Origin of the sequence: Fictibacillus nanhaiensis (genome assembly GCF_019801215.1) — a bacterium.
Lineage (GTDB): Bacteria > Bacillota > Bacilli > Bacillales > Fictibacillaceae > Fictibacillus > Fictibacillus nanhaiensis_C.
In genome coordinates this window covers 1074989-1096704 of record NZ_JAHVJO010000001.1, presented here as the reverse complement: position 1 = coordinate 1096704, position 21716 = coordinate 1074989, and the positions used below count along the sequence as shown (strand labels likewise).

Sequence of the window (21716 nt, the reverse complement as noted above, 5' to 3'; positions counted from 1 at the left end):
ATTTTTGGAGGAAGTTTATGAAAGGTTCAAAACAATCAACTCAAAAGAAAACAGTTAAAAATCGGTTTAAGTCGGCTTCCAAAAAGGGCATGGATGACAAGGTACGCATTCAGAAAGTAGCCCCTCTTCAGGAACGCTTAAATATTACGTTTAATAATGAAAAACTATTAGCACAAGCTTTTACCCATTCATCATATGTGAATGAGCATCGCGGAAGAACGTTCGAGGATAATGAAAGACTTGAATTTCTTGGAGATGCTGTTCTCGAACTAACGATTTCTCAATATTTGTACAGCAAATTTACAAACATGAGCGAAGGTGAACTCACAAAGCTTAGAGCAGCCATCGTTTGTGAACCATCACTTGTGCTGTTTGCGAACGATTTGCACTTCGGTGATTTTGTTCTATTGGGAAAAGGGGAAGAAAACACTGGTGGAAGATCGCGTCCTGCTCTCTTAGCGGATGTGTTTGAGGCATTCATTGGAGCACTTTATCTAGATCAAGGACTCGAAAAAGTGATTGAGTTCCTGAATCAGTGCGTCGTACCACGAATAAACGAAGGTGCTTTTTCTCATGTGATGGATTTCAAAAGTCAGCTGCAAGAATTTGTTCAACGTGAAGGTTTAGGTCATATTGATTATAAAATTGTTCAGGAAAAGGGTCCTGCGCATAACCGAGAGTTCGTTTCTGAAGTAAGATTAAACGATGAGACGTTTGGCATCGGTTATGGAAGATCAAAAAAAGAAGCGGAACAGCATGCTGCACAAGAAGCGATCGGCAAGGTCGCAAAGAAAGAATAAAGAAAACCCCCTAAGATGAGGTGAATACGTCACTTTAGGGGGTTTCTACTATTTCTTTTTTAGAGAAGCAAGTTCTTCTACGATTCCTTCCATGTCTCGAATGCTGAAGGAGGGCATTTTCATAACCATATCGTACAGTTCTTTTATGTCATCATAACGATTTAATTCATAATCCTCTGGCTGAATCAATCCGCTGTTTACTAATTGCAATTTCTTTTTCAAGCTCTCAATCATAAAAGATAGATTTTCGAAATTTTCATTCGTTAAGTCCATTATAGGGCTCCTTTTTACGCTGTAGTATTATGTAAAAAACAAAAACAGAACTATTGATTGTACTTTCATATTTTATCACACTGTAATCTTTATGACTATGAGCGGGTAAATCTATGATAAAATAAATAAGTTAGATACATAGTAGAAAAACATAAAACGGCCATTCCACTCAAAATATATGAATGGTCTAGATGGATGTAAGGGGGATTGTAGAGATGTTCCTCAAACGAATTGATGTAGCAGGATTTAAATCATTTGCAGAGCGGATCCAAGTTGAATTTGTCCAAGGAGTTACCGCAGTTGTTGGTCCTAACGGAAGCGGCAAGAGCAATATTTCGGATGCGGTGCGTTGGGTATTAGGTGAGCAATCGGCAAAATCCCTTCGTGGATCAAAGATGGAAGACATCATTTTTGCTGGCAGTGATAACCGAAAACCGTTAAATGTCGCAGAAGTAACACTTACATTAGATAACGAAGATCAGCATTTGCCTCTTGATTATAACGAAATATCCATTACTAGAAGAGTTTATCGCTCAGGGGACAGCGAATACTTAATCAATAAACAACAATGCAGATTAAAAGACATTGTTGAGCTTTTCATGGACTCTGGACTAGGTAGAGAAGCATTCTCAATCATTGGACAAGGCCGTGTAGAAGAGATACTTAGCAGTAAATCTGAGGAGAGACGCAAGATTTTTGAAGAAGCAGCAGGTGTTTTAAAATATAAGACACGAAAACAGAAGGCTGAACAAAAACTTTCCGAAACACAAGAAAACTTAAACCGAGTGGAAGATATCCTGCATGAGTTGGATACTCAAGTAGAACCACTCAAAATACAAGCGTCTATTGCAAAAGATTTTCTCGAAAAGAAGCAGGAGCTTGAAATTGTAGAAACGGCAGTGCTTGTTTCGGAGATTGAAGACTTGCACGGACGTTGGGAAAAACAAAAAGTTTGGGTAGCCGAGCTGCAGAAACAAGAAAGTGAATTATCTACAAATGTAAAACATGGAGAAACAGCGATTGAAAGAGCAAGACTTGATATGCAGGCGATGGATGAATCCATTGATGAACTTCAGGGCGCACTTCTTTTAGCAAGTGAAACACTTGAGAAACTTGAAGGAAAAAAAGAAGTTTTAAAAGAAAGAAAGAAAAACTATGACCAGCACAAGACTTCTCTTTTAGAACAGATACAGCAGTTAAAGATCAAAAAGGAAGAGCTTCAGAAACAAGTTTTAGCAGAAAAAAGCGTTCTTGCGGAAAAAGAACAAGAGTTAAAAACGGTTAAGAAGCAGGTAAAAGAGGAAGAGAGTCGCTTAACTGTCCTGGAAATGGATGTTGAAGCAGAGCTTGAAAAATTAAAGAGCGACTATTTTGAACGCCTTAATGAACAAACAACGATCAAAAATGAAATGCGTTACCTTGAAGATCAAGCTAAACAGCAAAACTTTAAAAGCACTAGACTTGATGAAGAGAACAATAAGTTTCTCCTTCAAAGAGAAGATCTAAAAGTAGCAAAAGAAATGGCAGAAAAATCGTATCTTGAAGCTGAAACGGATCTAAAAAATAAGCAAGAAGAGTATCAAACATTAAAGGCGTCTATGCTGAATGAAGAGCAAGAAAGCCAGTCAAACCAAGAAAAACTGTATCAGGCTTATCAATTTATCCAACAGTTTAAATCAAAAAAAGAAATGCTAGAGTCCATGCAGGACGAATATGCGGGCTTTATGCAAGGTGTTAAAGAAGTTTTAAAAGCGAAAGAATCTCGTCTAGCTGGCATAGAAGGTGCTGTTGCGGAGCTTCTTTCTGTTCCTCCTGAGATTGAAACGGCGATTGAAACTGCATTAGGAGCTTCCATGCAGCATGTCGTTGTGGACCATGAACAGAATGCCATGAAAGCTATCCAGTTTTTAAAACAAACGAAAGCGGGAAGGGCGACGTTTTTACCGTTAAATGTAATAAAAAGCCGTCGCATTTCAAGTGCTGACACCTATCACGCCCAGTCAATTGAAGCGTTTGTTGGAGTAGCATCAGATTTAGTGCAATATGATGCGAAATATGAAAACATTATCGGTAATTTGTTAGGAAACATTATCATCTCTAAAAATCTTGCTGGCGCGAACAGCATTGCAAAACAAGTAGGTTACCGGTATCGAATCGTAACGCTTGAAGGAGATGTTGTAAGTCCAGGTGGATCTATGTCTGGGGGAAGTTTAAAACAAAAGAGTTCATCACTCTTGAGCAGGCAGCGAGAAGTAGAGTCACTTACTGAGAAAATTGCGTCAATGGAGAAACAGACCCTTCAATTAGAGTCGAATGTAGCAGAGAAGAAAGCCGAAGTTTTAAAAATGAAAGAACAACTTGAGGCTCTTCAGACTGAAGGCGAACGCTTGAGAGATCTTGAACAAGAACTAAAAGCTAAATTCCGTGAGATTGAGATGAATGAAAAGAGCTTGAACGATAGACTGCAATTATATGATAGGGAGAAAAACTCTTATGAATCTGAGAAATCTGCTGCAGATTCAAGAGTGATCGATCTTCAAAAGAAACTAAATCAAGCGGTCAAGGCAGGTAACGAACTTGAAAAAACGATCGCTGATCTAACAGAAAAGAAAAAGATGCATCAGACCTCTAAAGAGGAACTTAGAGAAACGTTAACACATTTAAAAATAAAAGCAGCCGAACTTGAGCAGCAAGTCTCTAACTTAAAAGAAAGGTGCGGGCGTCTTCAAGAAGAACGTGATGATGTGGAAACGAAAAGCAAAGAAACGGAAGAAGACTATTGGCTGCTTGAGGAAGAAATGAACTCTAGTTCATCAGGAGAAGATTCCCTTGATGAGCAGATTAAACAGAGGCGACATGAGAAAAACACGGCCGTAAAGCTCATTGCAGAACGAAGAGAAGAAAGAACTAACTCTTTCCAATCCATTGAAGAGATGGAACGTGAATTAAAAGAATCAAAACGGCTATATAAACAGCTAAGTGACGGTCTAAGGACTGAAGAAGTCAGTATCAACAGGCTGGATGTCGAATTAGAAACTCGACTTACACATTTGCGAGAAGAATATGAACTCTCGTACGAAGGTGCAAAGGAAAAACACAGACTCGAGATGCCGCTTGAAGATGCGAAACGAAAAGTGAAACTGATTAAATTAGCGATCGAAGAGCTTGGCGTCGTTAATATCGGAGCGATAGAAGAATACGAAAGAGTCAGTCAGCGCTTTGACTTTCTTTCAGAACAAAGAAATGATCTAAATGAAGCAAAAGATACGCTATATGGTGTGATTTCAGAGATGGATGAAGAGATGAAGACCCGCTTTGAAGAAACGTTCATGGCTATTCGCTCTCATTTTGGCGTCATTTTCAAGGAATTATTCGGAGGCGGCAAGGCTGATCTTGTTCTAACTCAGCCTGAAGACTTGCTTTTAACAGGAGTCGATATTATGGCGCAGCCACCAGGTAAAAAATTGCAGCAGCTGGGACTGCTATCCGGTGGAGAACGCGCACTTACTGCGATTGCTCTGTTGTTTGCTATTCTTAAAGTACGGCCGGTTCCTTTTTGTATTCTTGATGAAGTGGAAGCTGCGCTAGATGATGCAAACGTAAACCGTTTCGCAAAATTCTTGCGCGCGTTTAGCAAGGAAACACAGTTTATTGTGGTAACACACCGAAAAGGTACGATGGAAGAAGCGGATGTTTTGTACGGTGTAACCATGCAGGAATCAGGTGTATCTAACCTTGTATCAGTACGACTCGAAGAAACAAAAGAACTTGTAACATCGTAGGAGGAAAAATAGTGAGCTTTTTAAAACGATTAAAAGATAAATTTTCAAATCAATCAGAATCGGTATCTGAGAAGTTTAAAACAGGTTTGGAAAAAACGAGAGGTTCTTTCTCTTTTAAAGTTAATGATCTGTTGAAACGTTATCGAAAAGTGGATGAAGAATTCTTTGAAGAATTGGAAGAGATCTTAATTGGAGCAGATGTTGGTGTTCATACGGTTCTCGATATAATTGACCAACTTAAAGATGTTGCCCGAACGAAAAACATTCAAGATCCGATGGAACTTCGATCAGCAATCACAGAAAAACTTGCTGAGATGCTTCAAAAAGATGATGGCGACCACAAACTTCTCCTGCAATCAGAAGGTATGACCATTATTTTATTTGTTGGTGTGAACGGAGTCGGGAAAACGACTACAATTGGTAAACTTGCGCATCAATTAAAAAATGAAGGAAAAAAAGTGATTTTAGCGGCAGGAGATACTTTCCGAGCTGGGGCGATCGATCAACTCGAAGTTTGGGGAGAACGTGCTGGAGTTGATGTGATCAAGCATCACGAAGGAGCTGACCCTGCAGCGGTAATCTATGACAGCATTCAAGCTGCAAAATCGCGAAAAGCGGATGTTTTATTATGCGATACAGCTGGACGATTGCAAAATAAAGTAAATCTAATGAACGAGCTTTCAAAAGTTAAACGGGTAATCGAAAGAGAAGTACCAGGCGCACCACACGAAGTCCTTTTAGTCGTTGATGCTACGACTGGGCAAAATGCGATGAACCAGGCCAAAACATTCGGCCAATCTACTGATGTTACAGGTCTTGTCTTAACAAAACTTGATGGAACAGCAAAGGGCGGAATCGTTCTTGCTATCCGTCATGAACTGGATATCCCTGTTAAATTTGTAGGCTTAGGCGAGAAAATTGATGATCTTCAAGAATTTGATCCTGAACAGTTCGTTTACGGGTTGTTTGCAGGAACGGAAGATGAGGAAGAAGCAGAGTAAATCTGCTTCTTTTTTTTGGAATGGCGAACTTCACATAAAAAGAGTCATCCATCATTTAAAAATGCACAATAATCATATAAAAAATGGACTCAATCAAATAAAAACAGGAGGCAATCACATAAATTGACATTTACAGGAAATTCATGTACTCAATCTCTCCTAGAGTTGAGCACCAGAGCATGTGTTGGGTATTCATTCTGTTAAGAAAAAAACTTGACATCTAATTTTCATCCTTGTATAGTATTCATGTAAAGGCATTTCACTTAACAAGGGTTGTGAAAGTATGCTCGATAAAACGATGAGAATAAATTATCTCTTTGATTTTTACCAATCACTGTTGACCCCTAAACAAAAGAACTATATGGGTTTGTATTATTTGGACGATTATTCTCTAGGTGAAATTGCTGAACAATATAATGTCAGCCGCCAAGCTGTTTATGATAATATTAAACGGACAGAGGCGATGCTGGAAGAATACGAAGATAAGTTAGGGCTTTTTGCAAAGTTTCAGGAACGTGACCAGTTGCTGTCATCTTTAAGAGAGCTTCTGAAATCTGAACCTGATAACGTAATTGCAATTATCGATCGCCTTGAAAATATGGAATAGGAGGCGTTCAGTGAGATGGCATTTGAAGGTTTAGCCGACCGTCTTCAGAGCACTTTACAAAAGATTCGTGGAAAAGGGAAAGTAAATGAAACGGATGTAAAGGAAATGATGAGGGAAGTACGCCTTGCTCTTCTTGAGGCGGACGTTAACTTTAAAGTGGTTAAGGATTTTGTGAAAAGGGTATCTGAACGTGCAGTTGGTCAGGAAGTTTTCAAAAGCCTGACACCTGGACAGCAAGTTGTAAAAGTAGTTAACGAAGAACTTACGTCACTTATGGGTGGAGAACAGAGCAAGATTGCTGTTTCTAACCGGCCGCCAACCGTCATTATGATGGTAGGTCTTCAAGGTGCAGGTAAAACGACTACTACTGGAAAGCTTGCGAACCATTTACGAAAAAAACAAAACCGCAAACCGCTTCTTGCTGCAGCTGATATTTATCGACCTGCGGCGATTAAGCAATTAGAAACGGTTGGAAAACAGCTTGATCTTCCGGTTTTTCAAATGGGAGACAAAGTTAGCCCCGTTATAATTGCTGAATCAGCTATTGTAAAGGCAAAGGAAGACCATCATGATTATGTCATTATTGACACAGCGGGACGTTTGCATATTGATGAAACGTTGATGGACGAGTTGAAACAGGTTAAAGAAGTTGCTAAACCTGACGAGATTTTCCTTGTTGTAGATGCGATGACAGGTCAAGATGCGGTCAATGTTGCCCAAAGCTTTAATGATGCATTAGGAATTACAGGTGTTGTATTAACCAAGCTTGATGGTGATACACGCGGTGGTGCAGCCCTATCGATCAAAGCTGTTACAGGACTTCCAATAAAATTTGTTGGTCTTGGTGAAAAGATGGATGCGTTAGAGCCGTTCCATCCGGACCGAATGGCTTCTAGAATCTTAGGAATGGGTGACATGCTGACTCTTATCGAAAAGGCACAGTCCTCAGTAGATGAAGAAAAAGCGCGTGATCTTCAAAAGAAAATGCGTGATATGTCGTTTACATTTGATGATTTTCTTGATCAGATGGGGCAGGTTCGAAATCTTGGACCATTAGATGAAGTACTTGGCATGCTTCCAGGTTCAAACAAGATGAAGGGCTTGAAAAACGTTCAGATTGACGAAAAGCAGATCAATCACGTTGAAGCTATCATTCGTTCAATGACTCTTCATGAAAGAGAACAGCCTGAAATTATTAATGCCAGCCGGAAACGACGTATTGCTAAAGGCAGCGGACGACCGGTGCAAGAAATTAACCGCCTGATCAAACAGTTCGAGGACATGAAAAAGATGATGAAACAAATGTCCGGTATGATGAGCGGCAAAAAGAAAAAAGGTGGATTTAAATTCCCTTTTATGTAAACTGAATTTTCAGGTTTACAAACCTGTCAATTTATACTATTATATTATTTTGTGTGAACTATTTTCGGAGGTGCAAGTTATAATGGCAGTAAAAATTCGTTTAAAACGCATGGGTGCTAAGAAAGCTCCTTTTTATCGTGTAGTAGTAGCAGATTCTCGTTCTCCTCGTGATGGACGTTTCATTGAAGAGATCGGAACTTACAACCCAGTTGCTAACCCAGCTGAAGTTAAGATCAATGAAGAGAAAGCTCTTGAGTGGATGACAAATGGTGCAAAGCCATCTGACACAGTTCGTAACCTATTCTCAAAAGCTGGACTTATGGAGAAATTCCATAACGCAAAGAACCAAAAATAATTTTGACTAAAGGGGAACTATGATGACAGAGTTGATCGAAGCGATTGTGAAGGCTCTAGTTGATCACCCAGAGGAAGTTAGCGTCAAAGAAGTCAAAGACGGCCATCGTCTTGTCTATCAGTTAACCGTTCATCAAACCGATATGGGGAAAGTGATCGGTAAACAAGGACGAGTGGCAAAAGCGATTCGTACTGTTGTTAATGCAGCGGGAACCAATCAAAATAAAAGGATTTCAATCGAAATCGTTTAAAAAGGATGAGGGATACCTCTTCCTTTTTTTCTTTTCCTGTTTTTCGTAAACGTAGTTGTTTTTGAGAAGAGTTGTTTTCTGTTTCAGCATGCTCGATTTCCGCGAGACGTGAGGTGAGCCTTGTTTAGAGAAAGAGTGTTCCTGCGTCTGCAGCAGATCCACCGAACCATGATTACTCGGCGCATGCCTTTGATGTATTCTCATGTAGTAGGCACGCTTATCCTATCCTAGCCATAGTATCGCACCTTGTACTCCACTCAACTGTCTACGAAGACTTATACATGACGATTAGCAACAATCTTTTAGAAAACTGGCTTTACTTTTATTAAGAACGAAGTATACATAACGTGTTTTATGCTAAAATTTAGAACAGAGAACAAATAGAAATTATTGTACGAGAGAAGGGTTTAACAATGGATAAATGGCTGAACGTTGGCAAAATCGTAAACACACATGGAATTAGAGGAGAAGTTCGTGTAATTTCTAGAACTGATTTTCCAGAGGAACGATATAAAATTGGAAATACTTTATATGTAGAAAAAGGTCCAAACGAACTTGTACCTGTAACCATTGAAACACACCGAAAACATAAACAGTTTGATCTCTTAACCTTTAAAGACCACGGAAATATAAATGATGTTGAGCCATTTAAAGGGTATTTATTAAAAGTGCCAAAAGAACAATCTGTTACACTAGATGAGGGTGAATTTTTTTACCACGACATCATAGGTTGTTCTGTATTTACTCTAGAAGGTGAAGAATTAGGAAAAATCAAAGAGATCCTGTCACCTGGTGCAAATGATGTATGGGTGGTTAAACGAAAAGGATTCGGATCAGACATATTGATCCCTTACATTCCTTCAGTTGTAAAGACAGTAGATATTGATAATAAAAAAGTTATCATCGAACCGTTAGAAGGATTGTTCTAATGAAAATAGATGTGTTAAGCCTGTTTCCAGACATGTTTTCAGGTGTTTTTGGTCAATCCATCCTAAAGAAGGCTCAAGAAAAAAGTGCTGTTAGGTTTCAGGTGCTGGATTTTCGCGAGTTTTCGACGAACAAGCATCGAAATGTAGATGATTATCCTTATGGTGGCGGGGCAGGTATGGTTTTAACGCCTCAGCCGCTGTTTGACGCTGTAGAAACGCTGTCAAAAGAAGTCTCGCATAAACCGCGCATTATCTTGCTCTGTCCTCAAGGAGAGCGTTTTACTCAAAGAAAAGCAGAAGAGCTTTCACAAGAGAAGCATCTCATTTTTTTATGCGGGCATTATGAAGGCTATGATGAGCGGGTAAGAGAACATTTGGTGACTGATGAGATATCGATTGGCGATTATGTGTTAACAGGCGGAGAGCTTGGAGCTATGGTAGTGATTGATGCGGTGACGAGGCTGCTTCCTGGGGTTTTAGGAAAGGAAGAATCGCATCTGCAAGATTCATTCAGTACAGGAATGCTAGAGCACCCTCAATATACGAGACCTGCTGATTTTAGAGGGATGAAAGTACCTGAAGTACTAACGTCTGGAAACCATAAAAATATAGAGATCTGGCGTAGAAAAGAGTCACTGAGAAGAACGTTCGAGCGAAGACCGGACTTACTTGAAAAGATCGATCTTACTCGTGAAGAAGAAGATTGGCTTCAAGAAATAAAAGATAATCATAAAACAACTTGATAGTCATTTGTTAAGTATGTTATGATATTGTTTGTGGCTTATGCCCGTTTAATCCGGTGTTCCGCTGCTTAGTAATGTAAAGCAAGAACATCTATGGGAAGGGAGGCAATAAACTATGCAACAGCTTATTGCAGATCTAGCAAAAGATCAATTGAAATCAGATTTACCTAAATTCCGTTCAGGTGACACTGTACGTGTACACGTGAAAGTAATTGAGGGTACTCGTGAGCGTATCCAGCTTTTTGAAGGCGTTGTTATCAAAAAGCGTGGGTCTGGGATTTCTGAAACGTTTACTGTTCGTAAAATTTCTTACGGTGTAGGTGTGGAGCGTGCGTTCCCTGTACATTCACCTAAGATCGCGAACCTTGAAGTTGTGCGCCGCGGTAAAGTTCGCCGTGCGAAGCTATACTATCTTCGTGCACTTCGTGGTAAAGCAGCTCGTATTAAAGAAATTCGCTAATAATTTTCGAAAGGAGCTTGACTACTCAAGCTCCTTTTTCCATATTATAAGTAAGGAATTTCTAGGAGACGGTGAGGATTTAGAATGGTACGAACAAAAAACGAAACATGGGAATGGATTAAAGCATTAGCTGCAGCATTATTGTTAGCAGGAATTATACGATTCTTTCTGTTCGCACCTGTAGTAGTTGATGGACAATCCATGATGCCTACACTTCAGGATGGCGATCGATTAATTGTTAATAAGTTCAGTTATATGATGGGTGAACCTAAGAGATTTGATATCGTCGTATTTCATGCATCAGAAGAAAAAGATTACATAAAGAGAGTAATTGGCTTACCGGGTGATACAGTTGAATATAAAGATGACACCCTTTTCGTGAATGGTAAAAAGGTAAAAGAAGAATACTTAGAACCGTATAAGAAAAAAACGAAAGACGGCAACTTTACGTACGACTTTACATTGCTTGAAGTGACTGCAGAGCAAAAAGTGCCTAAAGGAGAGCTGTTTGTATTAGGGGATAACCGCCGCAATTCCAGCGACAGCAGAAACATCGGAACAGTAGAAGATGAATATGTTTTAGGAAAAGCTTCCTTCCGCTTCTGGCCGTTATCAGAAATAGGATTTGTAAAGTAAAGTAGGGTGAAGTAAATGACAATTCAATGGTTTCCAGGCCATATGGCGAAAGCAAGGCGGGAAATAACTGAAAAACTTAAAATGATCGATGTTGTTTTTGAACTCGTGGATGCAAGGATTCCGCTAGCTTCAAGAAACCCAATGATCGATGAAATCTTGTTAGGAAAACCCCGAATCGTACTTTTAAACAAAGCTGATCTTGCTGATCCGAAGGTTACGTCATTATGGCAAAGTTATTTTTCGGAGAAGGGAATTCCTTCATTAGCGATCAACTCTCAAGACGGTAAAGGGATTAAAAATATAGAACCACTGGCTCATGAACTTGTTAAAGAAAAGTTCGATAAAATGAGAGCGAAGGGAATCGTGAAAACGCGTGCAGTGCGTGCATTGATTGTCGGTATCCCGAACGTAGGAAAGTCAACCATCATTAATCGTATGGCAGGCAAGAACATCGCAGTTACTGGTGATAAACCTGGCGTAACGAAAAGACAGCAATGGATTAAAGCTGGTCAAACATTAGAACTTCTAGACACACCTGGAATTCTGTGGCCAAAGTTTGAAGATCAAGCAATCGGACTAAAGCTTGCAGTAACTGGAGCTATTAAAGAGACATTGTTTGACTTTACAGAAGTCGTTTTATTTGCTGTGAAGTACTTAAGCGAACATTATCAAGACCGTTTAAAAGAAAGATATAAACTCACTACTTTGCCTGAAGATAACATGAAGTTATTTGAAGAAATCGGCAAAAAAAGAGGGTGTATCATGAGCGGCGGAGAGATTGATCTTGAAAAAACCGCTGAGATTGTTCTTCGGGATCTTCGTTCTGAAAAACTTGGTCGACTTTCTTATGAACAACCAGAATTAATCAAATAAATACTTGAAATTAAACAGGTGCGTAAATATATGTGCCTGTTTTCTTTACACTTTTCGTTATTGGGACGATATAAAATACATAATAGAGCGTGGGGAAAATGAGAATTTCAATTAAAGAATGGGAACAACGATTAAAGAGCAGTCAAGAGGAGAAGATACCTCAATTGTTAAAAGGGCTTGCTCTTGATGATAGACAAGGCGCAATAAAACTATATAACCTTTACACTAAAAGGTTGTTAGAAAAAGAAGCAGAATTAAACAGACTAGAAACGATGCGGTTTTTTGAGAATGAGTGCATATCTAATGGGAAAATATTAATTGCTGGCGTAGACGAGGTTGGGCGCGGACCATTAGCTGGACCAGTTGTTGCCGCAGCTGTCATCTTGCCTATTGGCTACACAGTTACAGGGATCAACGACTCTAAAAAACTTTCTGAAAAAAAACGGGAAGCTTTGTACGATAAAATTAAAGAAGATGCCATAAGCTATAGTGTTACTTTAGTTCAACCTGCTGAGATCGATAAGATTAATATTTACCAGGCTTCAAAGCTAGCAATGACGGAGGCAATTACCAAGCTTGCAGTTGAACCTGATCAATTATTAATTGATGCTATGGAAGTTCCTTTGCCTATCGATCAGCGAAAGATTATAAAAGGGGATGAAAAAAGCATCTCCATTGCAGCCGCCTCGATCGTAGCAAAAGTGACGAGAGATCGATACATGAGAAAATTAGATGAGAGATATCCTCACTATGGATTTAGTACAAATATGGGATATGGAACGAAAGAACACTTAGAAGCGTTAAGAACGTGGGGCGCAACAGATATTCATCGTAAATCATTTAATCCTGTAGGAGAATTTATACAGATTACCGGGAGTGATTAAGGTGTTACCATTTAACAACATCATCAGTCCACAACACATATCACCAAAAATGATAGAAGGAATGATCTCTTTAAAGCCAAATCAGCTGCTAATGGCAAAAATACTTGAGATTTTTCCTGATCAATCTGCAACCATTTTATACAATGGCGCAACGATCCACGCAAAACTTGAAGCTCCATTAACAAAAGGCAATCGGTACTTGTTTGAAGTAGCAGAAAATAAGGGAACGATTCTTTTAAAGAAAATAGATGTAGACACTATAAAATCTACAACGGACCAGATCTTACAAAAGTTGAATGTCGTTTCTTCTGATCATATGAAAAAAGCCGTTGAATTTGCTGTGTCAGAAAAAATACCGTTAACGAAAGAAAATGTAAAACAAATTGGCGATCTTATGCAGTTAACCACAGGGTTACCTTTTACTATAAAAAAAGAGGTTATCCATCGTATGCTGGAGCTTCAACTAGCTGCACATCCTGATTCCGTAAAAGCCGTAGCGAACAGTTTGACTAAAACAACGGGACAAGCGGAGATGGTCGAATTATATGAGTCATTACTTCCTTCAGCACATAAGGATAAACAAATAGCAAAAACGGTAAACCTTCTTCAAGACCTATTTGGTTTTCAACCAAAAAACAGTAAGTTGGAGCAAAGGTCAGCTCTCTCTACAACCGTAAATGCGGATGGTCAAATGAGTAAAGGTGAACCTTCCACTTCCATTTCAAATACAAAACTTGTTTTACAAGACGGGAAGCACAACTCAGCTTTTAAGCATACAACGGATGACCTAATCAGGACTGAAACTCTTCAAACGGGGAAATCTGATGGTTCCTTAAATGAAGTTAAGCGTCATCCTGCTTCAAGTGAGTTTTTGCAGGCTGTTCAGAAATGGCTGCATAAATCAGGTCTTTTACATGAAAGAAATCTCTTGTTTGATCCAGTTCAAATAAAGCAAACAGAAACTTTAAAATCACAGCTGCTTTTATTGCAGCAGAGTACCCAACTGCTTGAGCTGCCAGAAAGTGTCCTGCAAAAGGTTGAGCAAGCTCTTCTGAAAATAACAAGTCAGCAGATTCAAAATCATCCGAACAACGATGGAATGCAGCAATTTGTTCTACAGATTCCTTTTGGTCAGGAGACAAATCCCAAAGAAATAACGATTCATTGGGAAGGCAGAAAGCAAAAAGGACAATCATTAGATCCAAACCATTGCAGAATGCTGTTTTGGCTGGAGATGAAGAGTCTAAAAGAAGTGGCAGTAGATGTGCAGATCCAAAACAGAATAATATCTTTAAAAGTTTATAGTGACTACCCGAATATCGAAAAGTTATCAGGTGCATTCATCCCTTCATTAAAAAAGAGCTTAAACGTTATTCATTTCACGCTCTCTTCCATCTCATTTACACAAAAACCACAAAAAGAGATCGGACAAAAAGACACAATTACATCTTATAAAGGAATGGACTTGCGTGTATGAAGAAGAAAAACACAAAAGAAGCAGTTGCTCTTAAATACGATCCCTTAGAGTCAGGTTCTCCTGTCGTAGTAGGTAAAGGTAGAGGAGAGACAGCTGAAAAGATTGTTCAACTCGCTTCAGAGCATAATATTCCTGTTCAGGAAGATCCTTCACTTGTTCAGTTGTTATCTAAATTAGAAATACAAGAAAGTATTCCTGAAGAGCTGTATGAAGTAGTAGCAGAATTGTTCGCATTTATTTATAAGCTGGATAAAGAAGCAGAAAATAAAACATAAATAGGTCTGTTTTTGGGCATTGCTAACATAAAAGGAGTGAGTACCATGCCAAGAAACAAACTAGTTGTTAAGCAATCTGAACAGTTGGTGAACCAGTTTAAAGAAGAAATGGCTGAAGAGTTTGGAATCTATCGATCGGTCGGAGAAAAAGAAGCTATTACACCTAAGCTCATTAAAGAACAGCAAAACGGAAAAAAGAAATGAAGGGCAATATGGAATTGGCTTTTTTCTAAAGATAAAATGCCGTAAAACCAAAATCGCATTTATGTGGTTTTGGTTTTTTTGGTGGCTTTAAAACGTTGTATGCGCTTGCAATTTTCTGAAGAATAGTAGACATTATTCGCGCGGTCTTATACAATGATAACGGTACTTTAAGTTTTCACCATGATAGGAGGATGGAGAGTAAATGAATATCCACGAATACCAAGGTAAAGAGATACTTAGAAAATATGGTGTGGCTGTTCCAAACGGGAAAGTAGCATTTACTGTCGAAGAGGCTGTAGAAGCTGCAAAGGAACTGGGGAGCACTGTATCTGTAGTTAAAGCACAGATTCACGCAGGTGGCCGCGGTAAAGCGGGTGGCGTAAAGGTAGCCAAAAGCCTTGATGAAGTGCGTACATACGCAAATGATATTTTAGGTAAAGTCCTAGTAACTCACCAAACAGGACCTGAAGGCAAAGAAGTAAAGCGCTTACTCATAGAAGAAGGCTGCGATATTAAAAAGGAATATTATATCGGACTTGTTCTTGATCGTGCTACCTCCAGTGTAGTCATGATGGGATCTGAAGAAGGCGGAACTGAGATTGAAGAAGTAGCTGAAGAAACGCCAGAAAAAATCTTCAAAGAAGTGATCGATCCAGCTATCGGTCTTCAGGCATTCCAAGCAAGACGTCTTGCATACAACATTAACATTCCAACTGAACTAGTAGGAAAAGCAGTTAAGTTTATGTTGGGATTATATACAGCGTTTGTTGACAAAGATTGCTCTATCGCAGAGATCAATCCGTTAGTTGTTACAGGTGATGGAAGCGTTATGGCACTTGACGCTAAAATGAACTTTGATTCAAATGCACTTTATCGCCATAAAGATATTTTAGAATATCGCGATTTAGAAGAAGAAGATGCAAAAGAAATTGAAGCTTCAAAATACGATCTTAGCTATATCTCACTTGATGGAAACATCGGTTGTATGGTTAATGGTGCTGGACTAGCTATGGCTACTATGGACATCATTAAGCATTACGGTGGAGATCCCGCTAACTTCCTTGACGTTGGGGGCGGTGCTACAACTGAAAAAGTAACAGAAGCATTCAAGATCATTCTTTCAGACAAGAATGTTAAAGGAATCTTCGTTAACATCTTTGGTGGTATCATGAAATGTGACATTATTGCCAACGGTGTAGTTGAAGCTACAAAACAAGTCGGTCTTGAATTGCCACTCGTTGTTCGTTTAGAAGGAACGAATGTTGATCTTGGTAAAAAGATTCTAAAAGAGTCCGGACTTAATATTACAGCTGCTGATTCTATGGCTGACGGTGCAGAGAAAATCGTCGCGCTAGTAAAGTAATAGAGAAAACATTGTAGGAAGGATGGGAATTTAAAGCATGAGCATTTTTATTAATAAAGACACGAAAGTTATCGTTCAGGGTATTACAGGTTCTGTTGGTCTTTTCCATACGAAACAGATGCTTGAATATGGTACGAAAATTGTGGGCGGAGTAACACCTGGTAAAGGTGGTTCAGAAGTTGAAGGTCTTCCTGTATTCAATACGGTTGTTGATGCAGTTAAAGAAACTGGGGCAAATGCTTCTGTTATTTACGTTCCTCCTGCATTTGCTGCAGAAGCAATCATCGAAGCTGTTGATGCCGAGCTTGACCTTGCTATCTGTATTACAGAAGGTATTCCTGTAATGGATATGGTTAAAGTTAAGCGTTATATGGAAGGCAAGAAAACACGCCTAGTAGGACCAAACTGTCCTGGAGTCATTACACCAGAAGAGTGTAAAATTGGTATTATGCCAGGATATATTCACACAAAAGGTCATGTTGGTGTAGTATCTCGTTCTGGAACATTAACGTATGAAGCAGTGCACCAATTGACAGAGCGTGGAATCGGACAATCAACAGCAGTAGGTATCGGGGGAGACCCAGTAAACGGGACAGACTTTATTGACGTTTTAAAGGCGTTTAACGAAGACGAGGATACGTATGCTGTAATCATGATCGGTGAGATTGGCGGAACTGCAGAAGAAGAAGCTGCTGAATGGGTTAAAGCGAACATGAAGAAACCTGTTGTTGGTTTTATCGGTGGTCAAACAGCTCCTCCAGGAAAACGTATGGGGCATGCTGGAGCTATCATTTCAGGCGGTAAAGGTACTGCTGACGAGAAGATTAGAACAATGAAAGAGTGCGGAATTAAAGTAGCGGCAACTCCTTCTGTAATGGGAGAAACGTTGGTAGAAGCACTTAAAGAAAACAATCTGTACGATCGTTGTGTGACACACAAAACAAAAGCATAATCTAGATTTGAGCAGTAAAAAAATCGTATTTTCTATTCATCATGAAAAGCTCCCAGATTCGGGAGCTTTTTCATTTAATAAAATAACTTGTATTTGATTTACTTAAGGGGGAAGAAGAGTTGGATCATGAACGCTTAATTTTTCTTCATCATTGCGAAGGGCTGACATGGAAACATATCTATACTATTTTAAAAGTTGATCCAGAATTAGTAGAAACTTTTTCGTTGAGTATCTCAGCTATGATGAAGACATTCGGGTTCACTGAACGAATGGCAGAGCGTTTATACAGCCACTTGAATCATAAAAACAGTACATACATAATGAACCATTTAAAGAAAAACGCAATCTGTGCGGTAACTATTTTTCATAAAGATTATCCAGTACGATTGAAGACTATTTTTGATCCGCCGTGGGTACTCTATGGCAAAGGGGATTGGAGTGCACTAAAACAGGATAAAATGATAAGTGTCGTCGGAACTAGACATCCAAGTAAAGAGGGATTGTTAGCTTTAAAAAAAGTCATTCATCCTCTAATTTGCGATTCTTGGACAGTTATTAGCGGTCTTGCATTAGGAATAGACACATTTAGCCATGAATTATGTATAAAAAACGATTCTAAAACGGTAGCCGTATTAGGTTCAGGTTTACAACGGGTGTATCCAAGGGAAAATAGTAAACTCGCTGAGCAGATAACGAAACAAGGCTTGCTGCTTTCAGAGTTTCCGCCGACTGTCCCGCCGAAACGCTGGCATTTTCCAATCCGGAACCGTATAATTAGCGGTCTAAGCAAGGCGACATTAGTAGCTGAGGCGAGAACGAAGAGCGGTTCATTAATTACAGCTGACCAAGCACTTGAACAAGGCAGAGATGTTTTTGCGATACCTGGATCGATTCTTGAAGAGTGTGCAGCAGGCACCAATTTTTTAATCCAAAATGGAGCAAAACTTGTGATGAGTGCTGAAGATATTCAAAATGAATGGTTATAAACGCTATCATTTTAATAGGAAAGAGTTTGACAAATGCAGATACATTATTTAATAATAGGGAAGATTTCACTAAACCCTTAAAGGGGGATAAACTGTAAATGGAAAAATACTTAGTCATTGTTGAGTCTCCCGCAAAAGCAAAGACGATAAAAAAATATTTAGGGAGCAAATATGACGTTAAAGCTTCAATGGGACATGTACGTGACCTGCCTAGAAGTCAAATAGGTGTTGATGTTGAAGAGAATTATGATCCTAAATATATAACGATCCGAGGAAAAGGTCCTATCTTAAAAGATTTAAAAACAGCAGCAAAAAAAGCGAAACAAATTTTTCTCGCGGCTGACCCGGATCGTGAAGGTGAAGCAATTGCTTGGCATTTAGCTCATAGTTTAGATATTGATTTAGATTCAGAATGCAGAGTCGTATTTAATGAAATTACAAAAACCGCGATTAAGGACTCCTTTAAACGTCCTCGCAAGATCAACATGGATCTTGTAGATGCTCAGCAGGCTCGCAGAATTCTGGATAGACTCGTAGGTTATAAAGTCAGTCCTTTATTATGGAAGAAAATTAAAAAGGGACTGAGCGCCGGACGTGTTCAGACCGTTGCCGTTCGTTTAATTGTAGAACGTGAAAAAGAGATTGAAGCATTCCAACCAGAAGAATATTGGAAGATAAAAGGTATCTTCTCTGCTTCTGGAGATGATTTTGAAGCACAGTTCTATGGAGTTGATGGGAAAAAGAAAGAGCTTTCTAATGAACAAGAGGTAAAAGATATACTCAGCAAAATCAAAGGTAAGTCGTTTACGATTGATTCTGTTCAAAAGAAAGAAAGAAGAAGAAATCCTTCTCCCCCGTTTATCACTTCTTCTCTTCAGCAGGAAGCCGCTCGAAAACTAAACTTCAGAGCGAAGAAAACGATGATGATTGCCCAGCAATTATATGAAGGTATGGATTTAGGGAAAGAAGGAACGGTAGGTTTAATCACCTATATGCGTACAGACTCTACTCGTATATCCGATACCGCTAAAGAAGAAGCGTCTCAGTTTATTTCAGATGAATTCGGAAAGCAATACGTAAACAGCAGCAGAGCTGAAAAGAAAGCGGGGAAAAATGCTCAGGATGCTCACGAAGCAATCCGTCCGACTTCTGTTATGTACCATCCAAAAGATCTGAAGAACTACTTATCGAGAGATCAGCTCCGTCTATACAAATTGATCTGGGAACGCTTTCTAGCTAGCCAGATGGCCTCAGCAGTATTAGATACGATGACGGTTGATCTTCAAAACGGGGGAGTTACCTTCCGTGCTACAGGATCAAAAGTTAAGTTTCCTGGATTTATGAAAGTATATGTAGAAGGAAATGATGACGGTAAAAAAGAAGAAGACCGCATCCTGCCAGACGTACAAGAGGGTATGAAGGTCGATAAGAAAGAACTTGAACCTACGCAGCATTTTACACAACCACCACCTCGATATTCTGAGGCGAGACTTGTTCGCACGATGGAAGAACTGGGTATTGGACGACCGTCGACATATGCGCCAACATTGGATACGATCCAAAAAAGAGGATATGTCGCCCTTGATGATAAGAAGTTTGTTCCGACTGAACTAGGTGGTCTTGTTCTTGAAATGACACTCGAATTTTTTCCTGAAGTGTTTAACGTTGAGTTCACTGCCAAAATGGAAAGTGATTTGGATGAAGTCGAAGATGGAAAAGAAAATTGGATCGGCATAATTGATGATTTCTATAAAAAGTTTGAGAAGAAACTAAAGATTGCAGAAGAAGAAATGCAAAAAGTAGAGATCAAAGATGAACCTGCTGGTGAAGATTGCGAGAAATGCGGACATGAGATGGTATTTAAGATGGGGCGTTTCGGGAAATTTATGGCATGCTCTAACTTTCCTGATTGCCGGAATACAAAGCCGATCGTTAAAGATATCGGAGTGACGTGTCCAACTTGTCATAAAGGAAATATCGTTGAAAGAAAAAGTAAAAAGAAACGACTATTCTACGGCTGTAATCGCTACCCTGAATGCGAATTTGTATCTTGGGATAAACCTCTTGCGAGAACTTGTCCAAAATGCAATAGTATGTTAGTAGAAAAGAAAACGAAAAAAGGGAAAGTTGTACAGTGTGTATCCTGCGACTATTCCGAAGAGGAAGTTAAATAAGGAGTTTTTCTTCATGGAATACCAACATGTAAATGTAATCGGTGCGGGTCTTGCTGGAAGTGAAGCAGCTTGGCAGATCGCTAGCCGAGGAATCAAAGTAAAATTATATGAGATGAGACCGGTAAAACAAACACCGGCTCATCATACAGAGAAGTTTGCCGAGCTTGTTTGCTCAAACTCATTACGGGCAAATACATTAACGAATGCAGTTGGTGTATTAAAAGAAGAAATGAGAAAGTTGAATTCTGTAATTATCTCTTCTGCAGATGATTGTGCAGTGCCTGCAGGCGGAGCTTTGGCGGTAGATCGTCATGAATTTGCCAGCCTTGTAACAGAGCGTGTGAAGAATCATCCGAACGTTGAAGTAATTAATGAAGAAGTTTCGGAGATTCCAGAAGGACCTACCATTATTGCCACAGGGCCATTAACATCCGACAATCTATCAAAAGCATTAAATGCTTTAACAGGTGAAGAATATCTTTACTTCTATGATGCAGCTGCTCCGATTATTGAAGTAGACAGCATCAATATGGACAAGGTTTATTTAAAGTCTCGTTATGACAAAGGTGAAGCAGCGTATCTAAACTGTCCAATGACTGAAGAAGAATTTGATCGTTTTTACGAAGCTCTCATTTCCGCAGAGACTGTGCCGTTAAAAGAATTTGAAAAAGAAATCTTTTTTGAAGGTTGCATGCCTGTTGAAGTCATGGCAAACAGAGGGAAGAAAACCTTATTATTCGGACCAATGAAACCTGTTGGTCTTGAAGATCCAAAAACAGGGAAAATCCCGTACGCGGTGGTCCAACTTAGACAAGACAACAGTGCCGGAACTCTATATAATATCGTAGGATTTCAAACTCATTTAAAATGGGGCCCGCAAAAAGAACTCATCCGCCTTATTCCAGGATTGGAAAATGCAGAAATCGTACGATACGGAGTTATGCACCGTAATACGTTCTTAAACTCACCGAACCTTTTAAAAGACACGTATCAATTAAAGGCAAGAAATGACCTGTTTTTTGCAGGACAGATGACTGGCGTTGAAGGGTACGTTGAAAGTGCGGCATCCGGATTAGTCGCAGGTATAAATGCTGCTAAACTTGTAAAAGGTGAGGAAGTAGTTACTTTTCCTAAAGAGACAGCAATTGGGAGCATGGCCTATTATATTACAACGGCAAACCCTGATAACTTTCAGCCTATGAACGCTAACTTTGGACTATTGCCTCCGTTAGAGAAAAGAATTAAAAACAAGCAAGAGCGAAACACAGCACTTGCTGATCGAGCACTTGGAACAATTCAGAATTTTATAACAAATTTGTGAACATGTATT

The 21716-nt window shown here is 39.3% G+C and carries 22 protein-coding genes; 21 read left to right on the top strand and 1 reads right to left on the bottom strand.

Going from position 1 to position 21716, the window contains the following annotated elements:
* The first annotated feature begins 89 nt into the window (after positions 1–89).
* Complete coding sequence (gene rnc / locus KUV80_RS05655; RefSeq protein WP_246625107.1) at positions 90–800, top strand: ribonuclease III; 711 nt, start codon at positions 90–92, stop codon at positions 798–800.
* Positions 801–848: 48 nt separating this feature from the next.
* On the opposite strand, the gene KUV80_RS05650 is transcribed toward rnc, so the two are convergent.
* Positions 849–1073: a DUF1128 domain-containing protein gene (locus KUV80_RS05650; RefSeq protein WP_222461683.1), complete on the bottom strand. Its 225-nt coding sequence runs from the start codon at positions 1071–1073 to the stop codon at positions 849–851.
* A 215-nt stretch (positions 1074–1288) separates the two neighbouring features.
* On the opposite strand from KUV80_RS05650, the gene smc reads away from it, so the two are divergent.
* The 20 genes from smc (at position 1289) to trmFO (ending at position 21707) form a co-directional block, all read left to right on the top strand.
* Positions 1289–4855 carry a chromosome segregation protein SMC gene (smc, locus tag KUV80_RS05645; protein WP_222461682.1) on the top strand — a complete coding sequence of 1189 codons (3567 nt, stop codon included), beginning with the start codon at positions 1289–1291 and terminating at the stop codon, positions 4853–4855.
* 11 nt (positions 4856–4866) lie between these two features.
* Complete coding sequence (gene ftsY / locus KUV80_RS05640) at positions 4867–5856, top strand: signal recognition particle-docking protein FtsY (protein WP_222461681.1); 990 nt, start codon at positions 4867–4869, stop codon at positions 5854–5856.
* 283 nt (positions 5857–6139) lie between these two features.
* Complete coding sequence (locus KUV80_RS05635; RefSeq protein ID WP_222461680.1) at positions 6140–6463, top strand: putative DNA-binding protein; 324 nt, start codon at positions 6140–6142, stop codon at positions 6461–6463.
* Positions 6464–6478: 15 nt separating this feature from the next.
* Positions 6479–7825 carry a signal recognition particle protein gene (gene ffh / locus KUV80_RS05630; RefSeq protein ID WP_222461679.1) on the top strand — a complete coding sequence of 449 codons (1347 nt, stop codon included), beginning with the start codon at positions 6479–6481 and terminating at the stop codon, positions 7823–7825.
* A gap of 82 nt (positions 7826–7907) precedes the next feature.
* On the top strand, positions 7908–8180 hold the full coding sequence (rpsP, locus tag KUV80_RS05625) for a 30S ribosomal protein S16 (protein ID WP_066393596.1): 273 nt from the start codon (positions 7908–7910) through the stop codon (positions 8178–8180).
* 22 nt (positions 8181–8202) lie between these two features.
* Positions 8203–8430, top strand: coding sequence for a KH domain-containing protein (locus KUV80_RS05620; protein WP_222461678.1), 228 nt, complete (start codon positions 8203–8205; stop codon positions 8428–8430).
* 413 nt (positions 8431–8843) lie between these two features.
* Positions 8844–9359, top strand: a complete 516-nt coding sequence (gene rimM, locus KUV80_RS05615) for a ribosome maturation factor RimM (protein ID WP_222461677.1) — start codon at positions 8844–8846, stop codon at positions 9357–9359.
* Complete coding sequence (trmD, locus tag KUV80_RS05610; protein WP_222461676.1) at positions 9359–10102, top strand: tRNA (guanosine(37)-N1)-methyltransferase TrmD; 744 nt, start codon at positions 9359–9361, stop codon at positions 10100–10102. Before rimM ends, trmD begins: the two co-directional genes overlap by 1 nt.
* 115 nt (positions 10103–10217) lie before the next feature.
* Complete coding sequence (rplS, locus tag KUV80_RS05605; RefSeq protein WP_066289359.1) at positions 10218–10562, top strand: 50S ribosomal protein L19; 345 nt, start codon at positions 10218–10220, stop codon at positions 10560–10562.
* Positions 10563–10646: 84 nt separating this feature from the next.
* Positions 10647–11198 (top strand): signal peptidase I, encoded by a 552-nt coding sequence (lepB, locus tag KUV80_RS05600; RefSeq protein ID WP_222461675.1) that lies wholly within the window; start codon positions 10647–10649, stop codon positions 11196–11198.
* Between the two features lie 15 nt (positions 11199–11213).
* Entirely contained in the window at positions 11214–12071 is an 858-nt protein-coding gene (gene ylqF / locus KUV80_RS05595) for a ribosome biogenesis GTPase YlqF (RefSeq protein ID WP_222461674.1), read from the top strand.
* 98 nt (positions 12072–12169) lie between these two features.
* Complete coding sequence (locus KUV80_RS05590) at positions 12170–12955, top strand: ribonuclease HII (protein WP_222461673.1); 786 nt, start codon at positions 12170–12172, stop codon at positions 12953–12955.
* A 1-nt stretch (position 12956) separates the two neighbouring features.
* Entirely contained in the window at positions 12957–14432 is a 1476-nt protein-coding gene (locus KUV80_RS05585) for a hypothetical protein (RefSeq protein WP_222461672.1), read from the top strand.
* Positions 14429–14707: an EscU/YscU/HrcU family type III secretion system export apparatus switch protein gene (locus tag KUV80_RS05580; protein ID WP_222461671.1), complete on the top strand. Its 279-nt coding sequence runs from the start codon at positions 14429–14431 to the stop codon at positions 14705–14707. Before KUV80_RS05585 ends, KUV80_RS05580 begins: the two co-directional genes overlap by 4 nt.
* A 45-nt stretch (positions 14708–14752) precedes the next feature.
* A complete protein-coding gene (locus tag KUV80_RS05575) occupies positions 14753–14911 on the top strand; it encodes a small, acid-soluble spore protein, alpha/beta type (protein WP_222461670.1) in 159 nt (52 codons plus the stop codon).
* A 202-nt stretch (positions 14912–15113) separates the two neighbouring features.
* A complete protein-coding gene (sucC, locus tag KUV80_RS05570; protein WP_222461669.1) occupies positions 15114–16274 on the top strand; it encodes an ADP-forming succinate--CoA ligase subunit beta in 1161 nt (386 codons plus the stop codon).
* A gap of 37 nt (positions 16275–16311) precedes the next feature.
* Positions 16312–17226, top strand: a complete 915-nt coding sequence (gene sucD / locus KUV80_RS05565; protein ID WP_222461668.1) for a succinate--CoA ligase subunit alpha — start codon at positions 16312–16314, stop codon at positions 17224–17226.
* A 119-nt stretch (positions 17227–17345) separates the two neighbouring features.
* Entirely contained in the window at positions 17346–18212 is an 867-nt protein-coding gene (gene dprA / locus KUV80_RS05560) for a DNA-processing protein DprA (RefSeq protein WP_222461667.1), read from the top strand.
* A 98-nt stretch (positions 18213–18310) separates the two neighbouring features.
* On the top strand, positions 18311–20386 hold the full coding sequence (gene topA, locus KUV80_RS05555; protein WP_222461666.1) for a type I DNA topoisomerase: 2076 nt from the start codon (positions 18311–18313) through the stop codon (positions 20384–20386).
* Positions 20387–20399: 13 nt separating this feature from the next.
* Entirely contained in the window at positions 20400–21707 is a 1308-nt protein-coding gene (gene trmFO / locus KUV80_RS05550) for an FADH(2)-oxidizing methylenetetrahydrofolate--tRNA-(uracil(54)-C(5))-methyltransferase TrmFO (protein WP_222461665.1), read from the top strand.
* Positions 21708–21716 lie beyond the last annotated feature (9 nt).

Excerpts from the sequence above, each read along its gene's own strand:
- rnc (WP_246625107.1), top strand. The coding sequence starts at position 90 with ATGGATGACAAGGTACGCATTCAGAAAGTAGCCCCTCTTCAGGAACGC.
- KUV80_RS05650 (WP_222461683.1), bottom strand. The coding sequence starts at position 1,073 with ATGGACTTAACGAATGAAAATTTCGAAAATCTATCTTTTATGATTGAG.
- smc (WP_222461682.1), top strand. The coding sequence starts at position 1,289 with ATGTTCCTCAAACGAATTGATGTAGCAGGATTTAAATCATTTGCAGAG.
- KUV80_RS05635 (WP_222461680.1), top strand. The coding sequence starts at position 6,140 with ATGCTCGATAAAACGATGAGAATAAATTATCTCTTTGATTTTTACCAA.
- ffh (WP_222461679.1), top strand. The coding sequence starts at position 6,479 with ATGGCATTTGAAGGTTTAGCCGACCGTCTTCAGAGCACTTTACAAAAG.
- rpsP (WP_066393596.1), top strand. The coding sequence starts at position 7,908 with ATGGCAGTAAAAATTCGTTTAAAACGCATGGGTGCTAAGAAAGCTCCT.
- KUV80_RS05620 (WP_222461678.1), top strand. The coding sequence starts at position 8,203 with ATGACAGAGTTGATCGAAGCGATTGTGAAGGCTCTAGTTGATCACCCA.
- rimM (WP_222461677.1), top strand. The coding sequence starts at position 8,844 with ATGGATAAATGGCTGAACGTTGGCAAAATCGTAAACACACATGGAATT.
- trmD (WP_222461676.1), top strand. The coding sequence starts at position 9,359 with ATGAAAATAGATGTGTTAAGCCTGTTTCCAGACATGTTTTCAGGTGTT.
- rplS (WP_066289359.1), top strand. The coding sequence starts at position 10,218 with ATGCAACAGCTTATTGCAGATCTAGCAAAAGATCAATTGAAATCAGAT.
- lepB (WP_222461675.1), top strand. The coding sequence starts at position 10,647 with ATGGTACGAACAAAAAACGAAACATGGGAATGGATTAAAGCATTAGCT.
- ylqF (WP_222461674.1), top strand. The coding sequence starts at position 11,214 with ATGACAATTCAATGGTTTCCAGGCCATATGGCGAAAGCAAGGCGGGAA.
- KUV80_RS05590 (WP_222461673.1), top strand. The coding sequence starts at position 12,170 with ATGAGAATTTCAATTAAAGAATGGGAACAACGATTAAAGAGCAGTCAA.
- KUV80_RS05580 (WP_222461671.1), top strand. The coding sequence starts at position 14,429 with ATGAAGAAGAAAAACACAAAAGAAGCAGTTGCTCTTAAATACGATCCC.
- KUV80_RS05575 (WP_222461670.1), top strand. The coding sequence starts at position 14,753 with ATGCCAAGAAACAAACTAGTTGTTAAGCAATCTGAACAGTTGGTGAAC.
- sucC (WP_222461669.1), top strand. The coding sequence starts at position 15,114 with ATGAATATCCACGAATACCAAGGTAAAGAGATACTTAGAAAATATGGT.
- sucD (WP_222461668.1), top strand. The coding sequence starts at position 16,312 with ATGAGCATTTTTATTAATAAAGACACGAAAGTTATCGTTCAGGGTATT.
- topA (WP_222461666.1), top strand. The coding sequence starts at position 18,311 with ATGGAAAAATACTTAGTCATTGTTGAGTCTCCCGCAAAAGCAAAGACG.
- trmFO (WP_222461665.1), top strand. The coding sequence starts at position 20,400 with ATGGAATACCAACATGTAAATGTAATCGGTGCGGGTCTTGCTGGAAGT.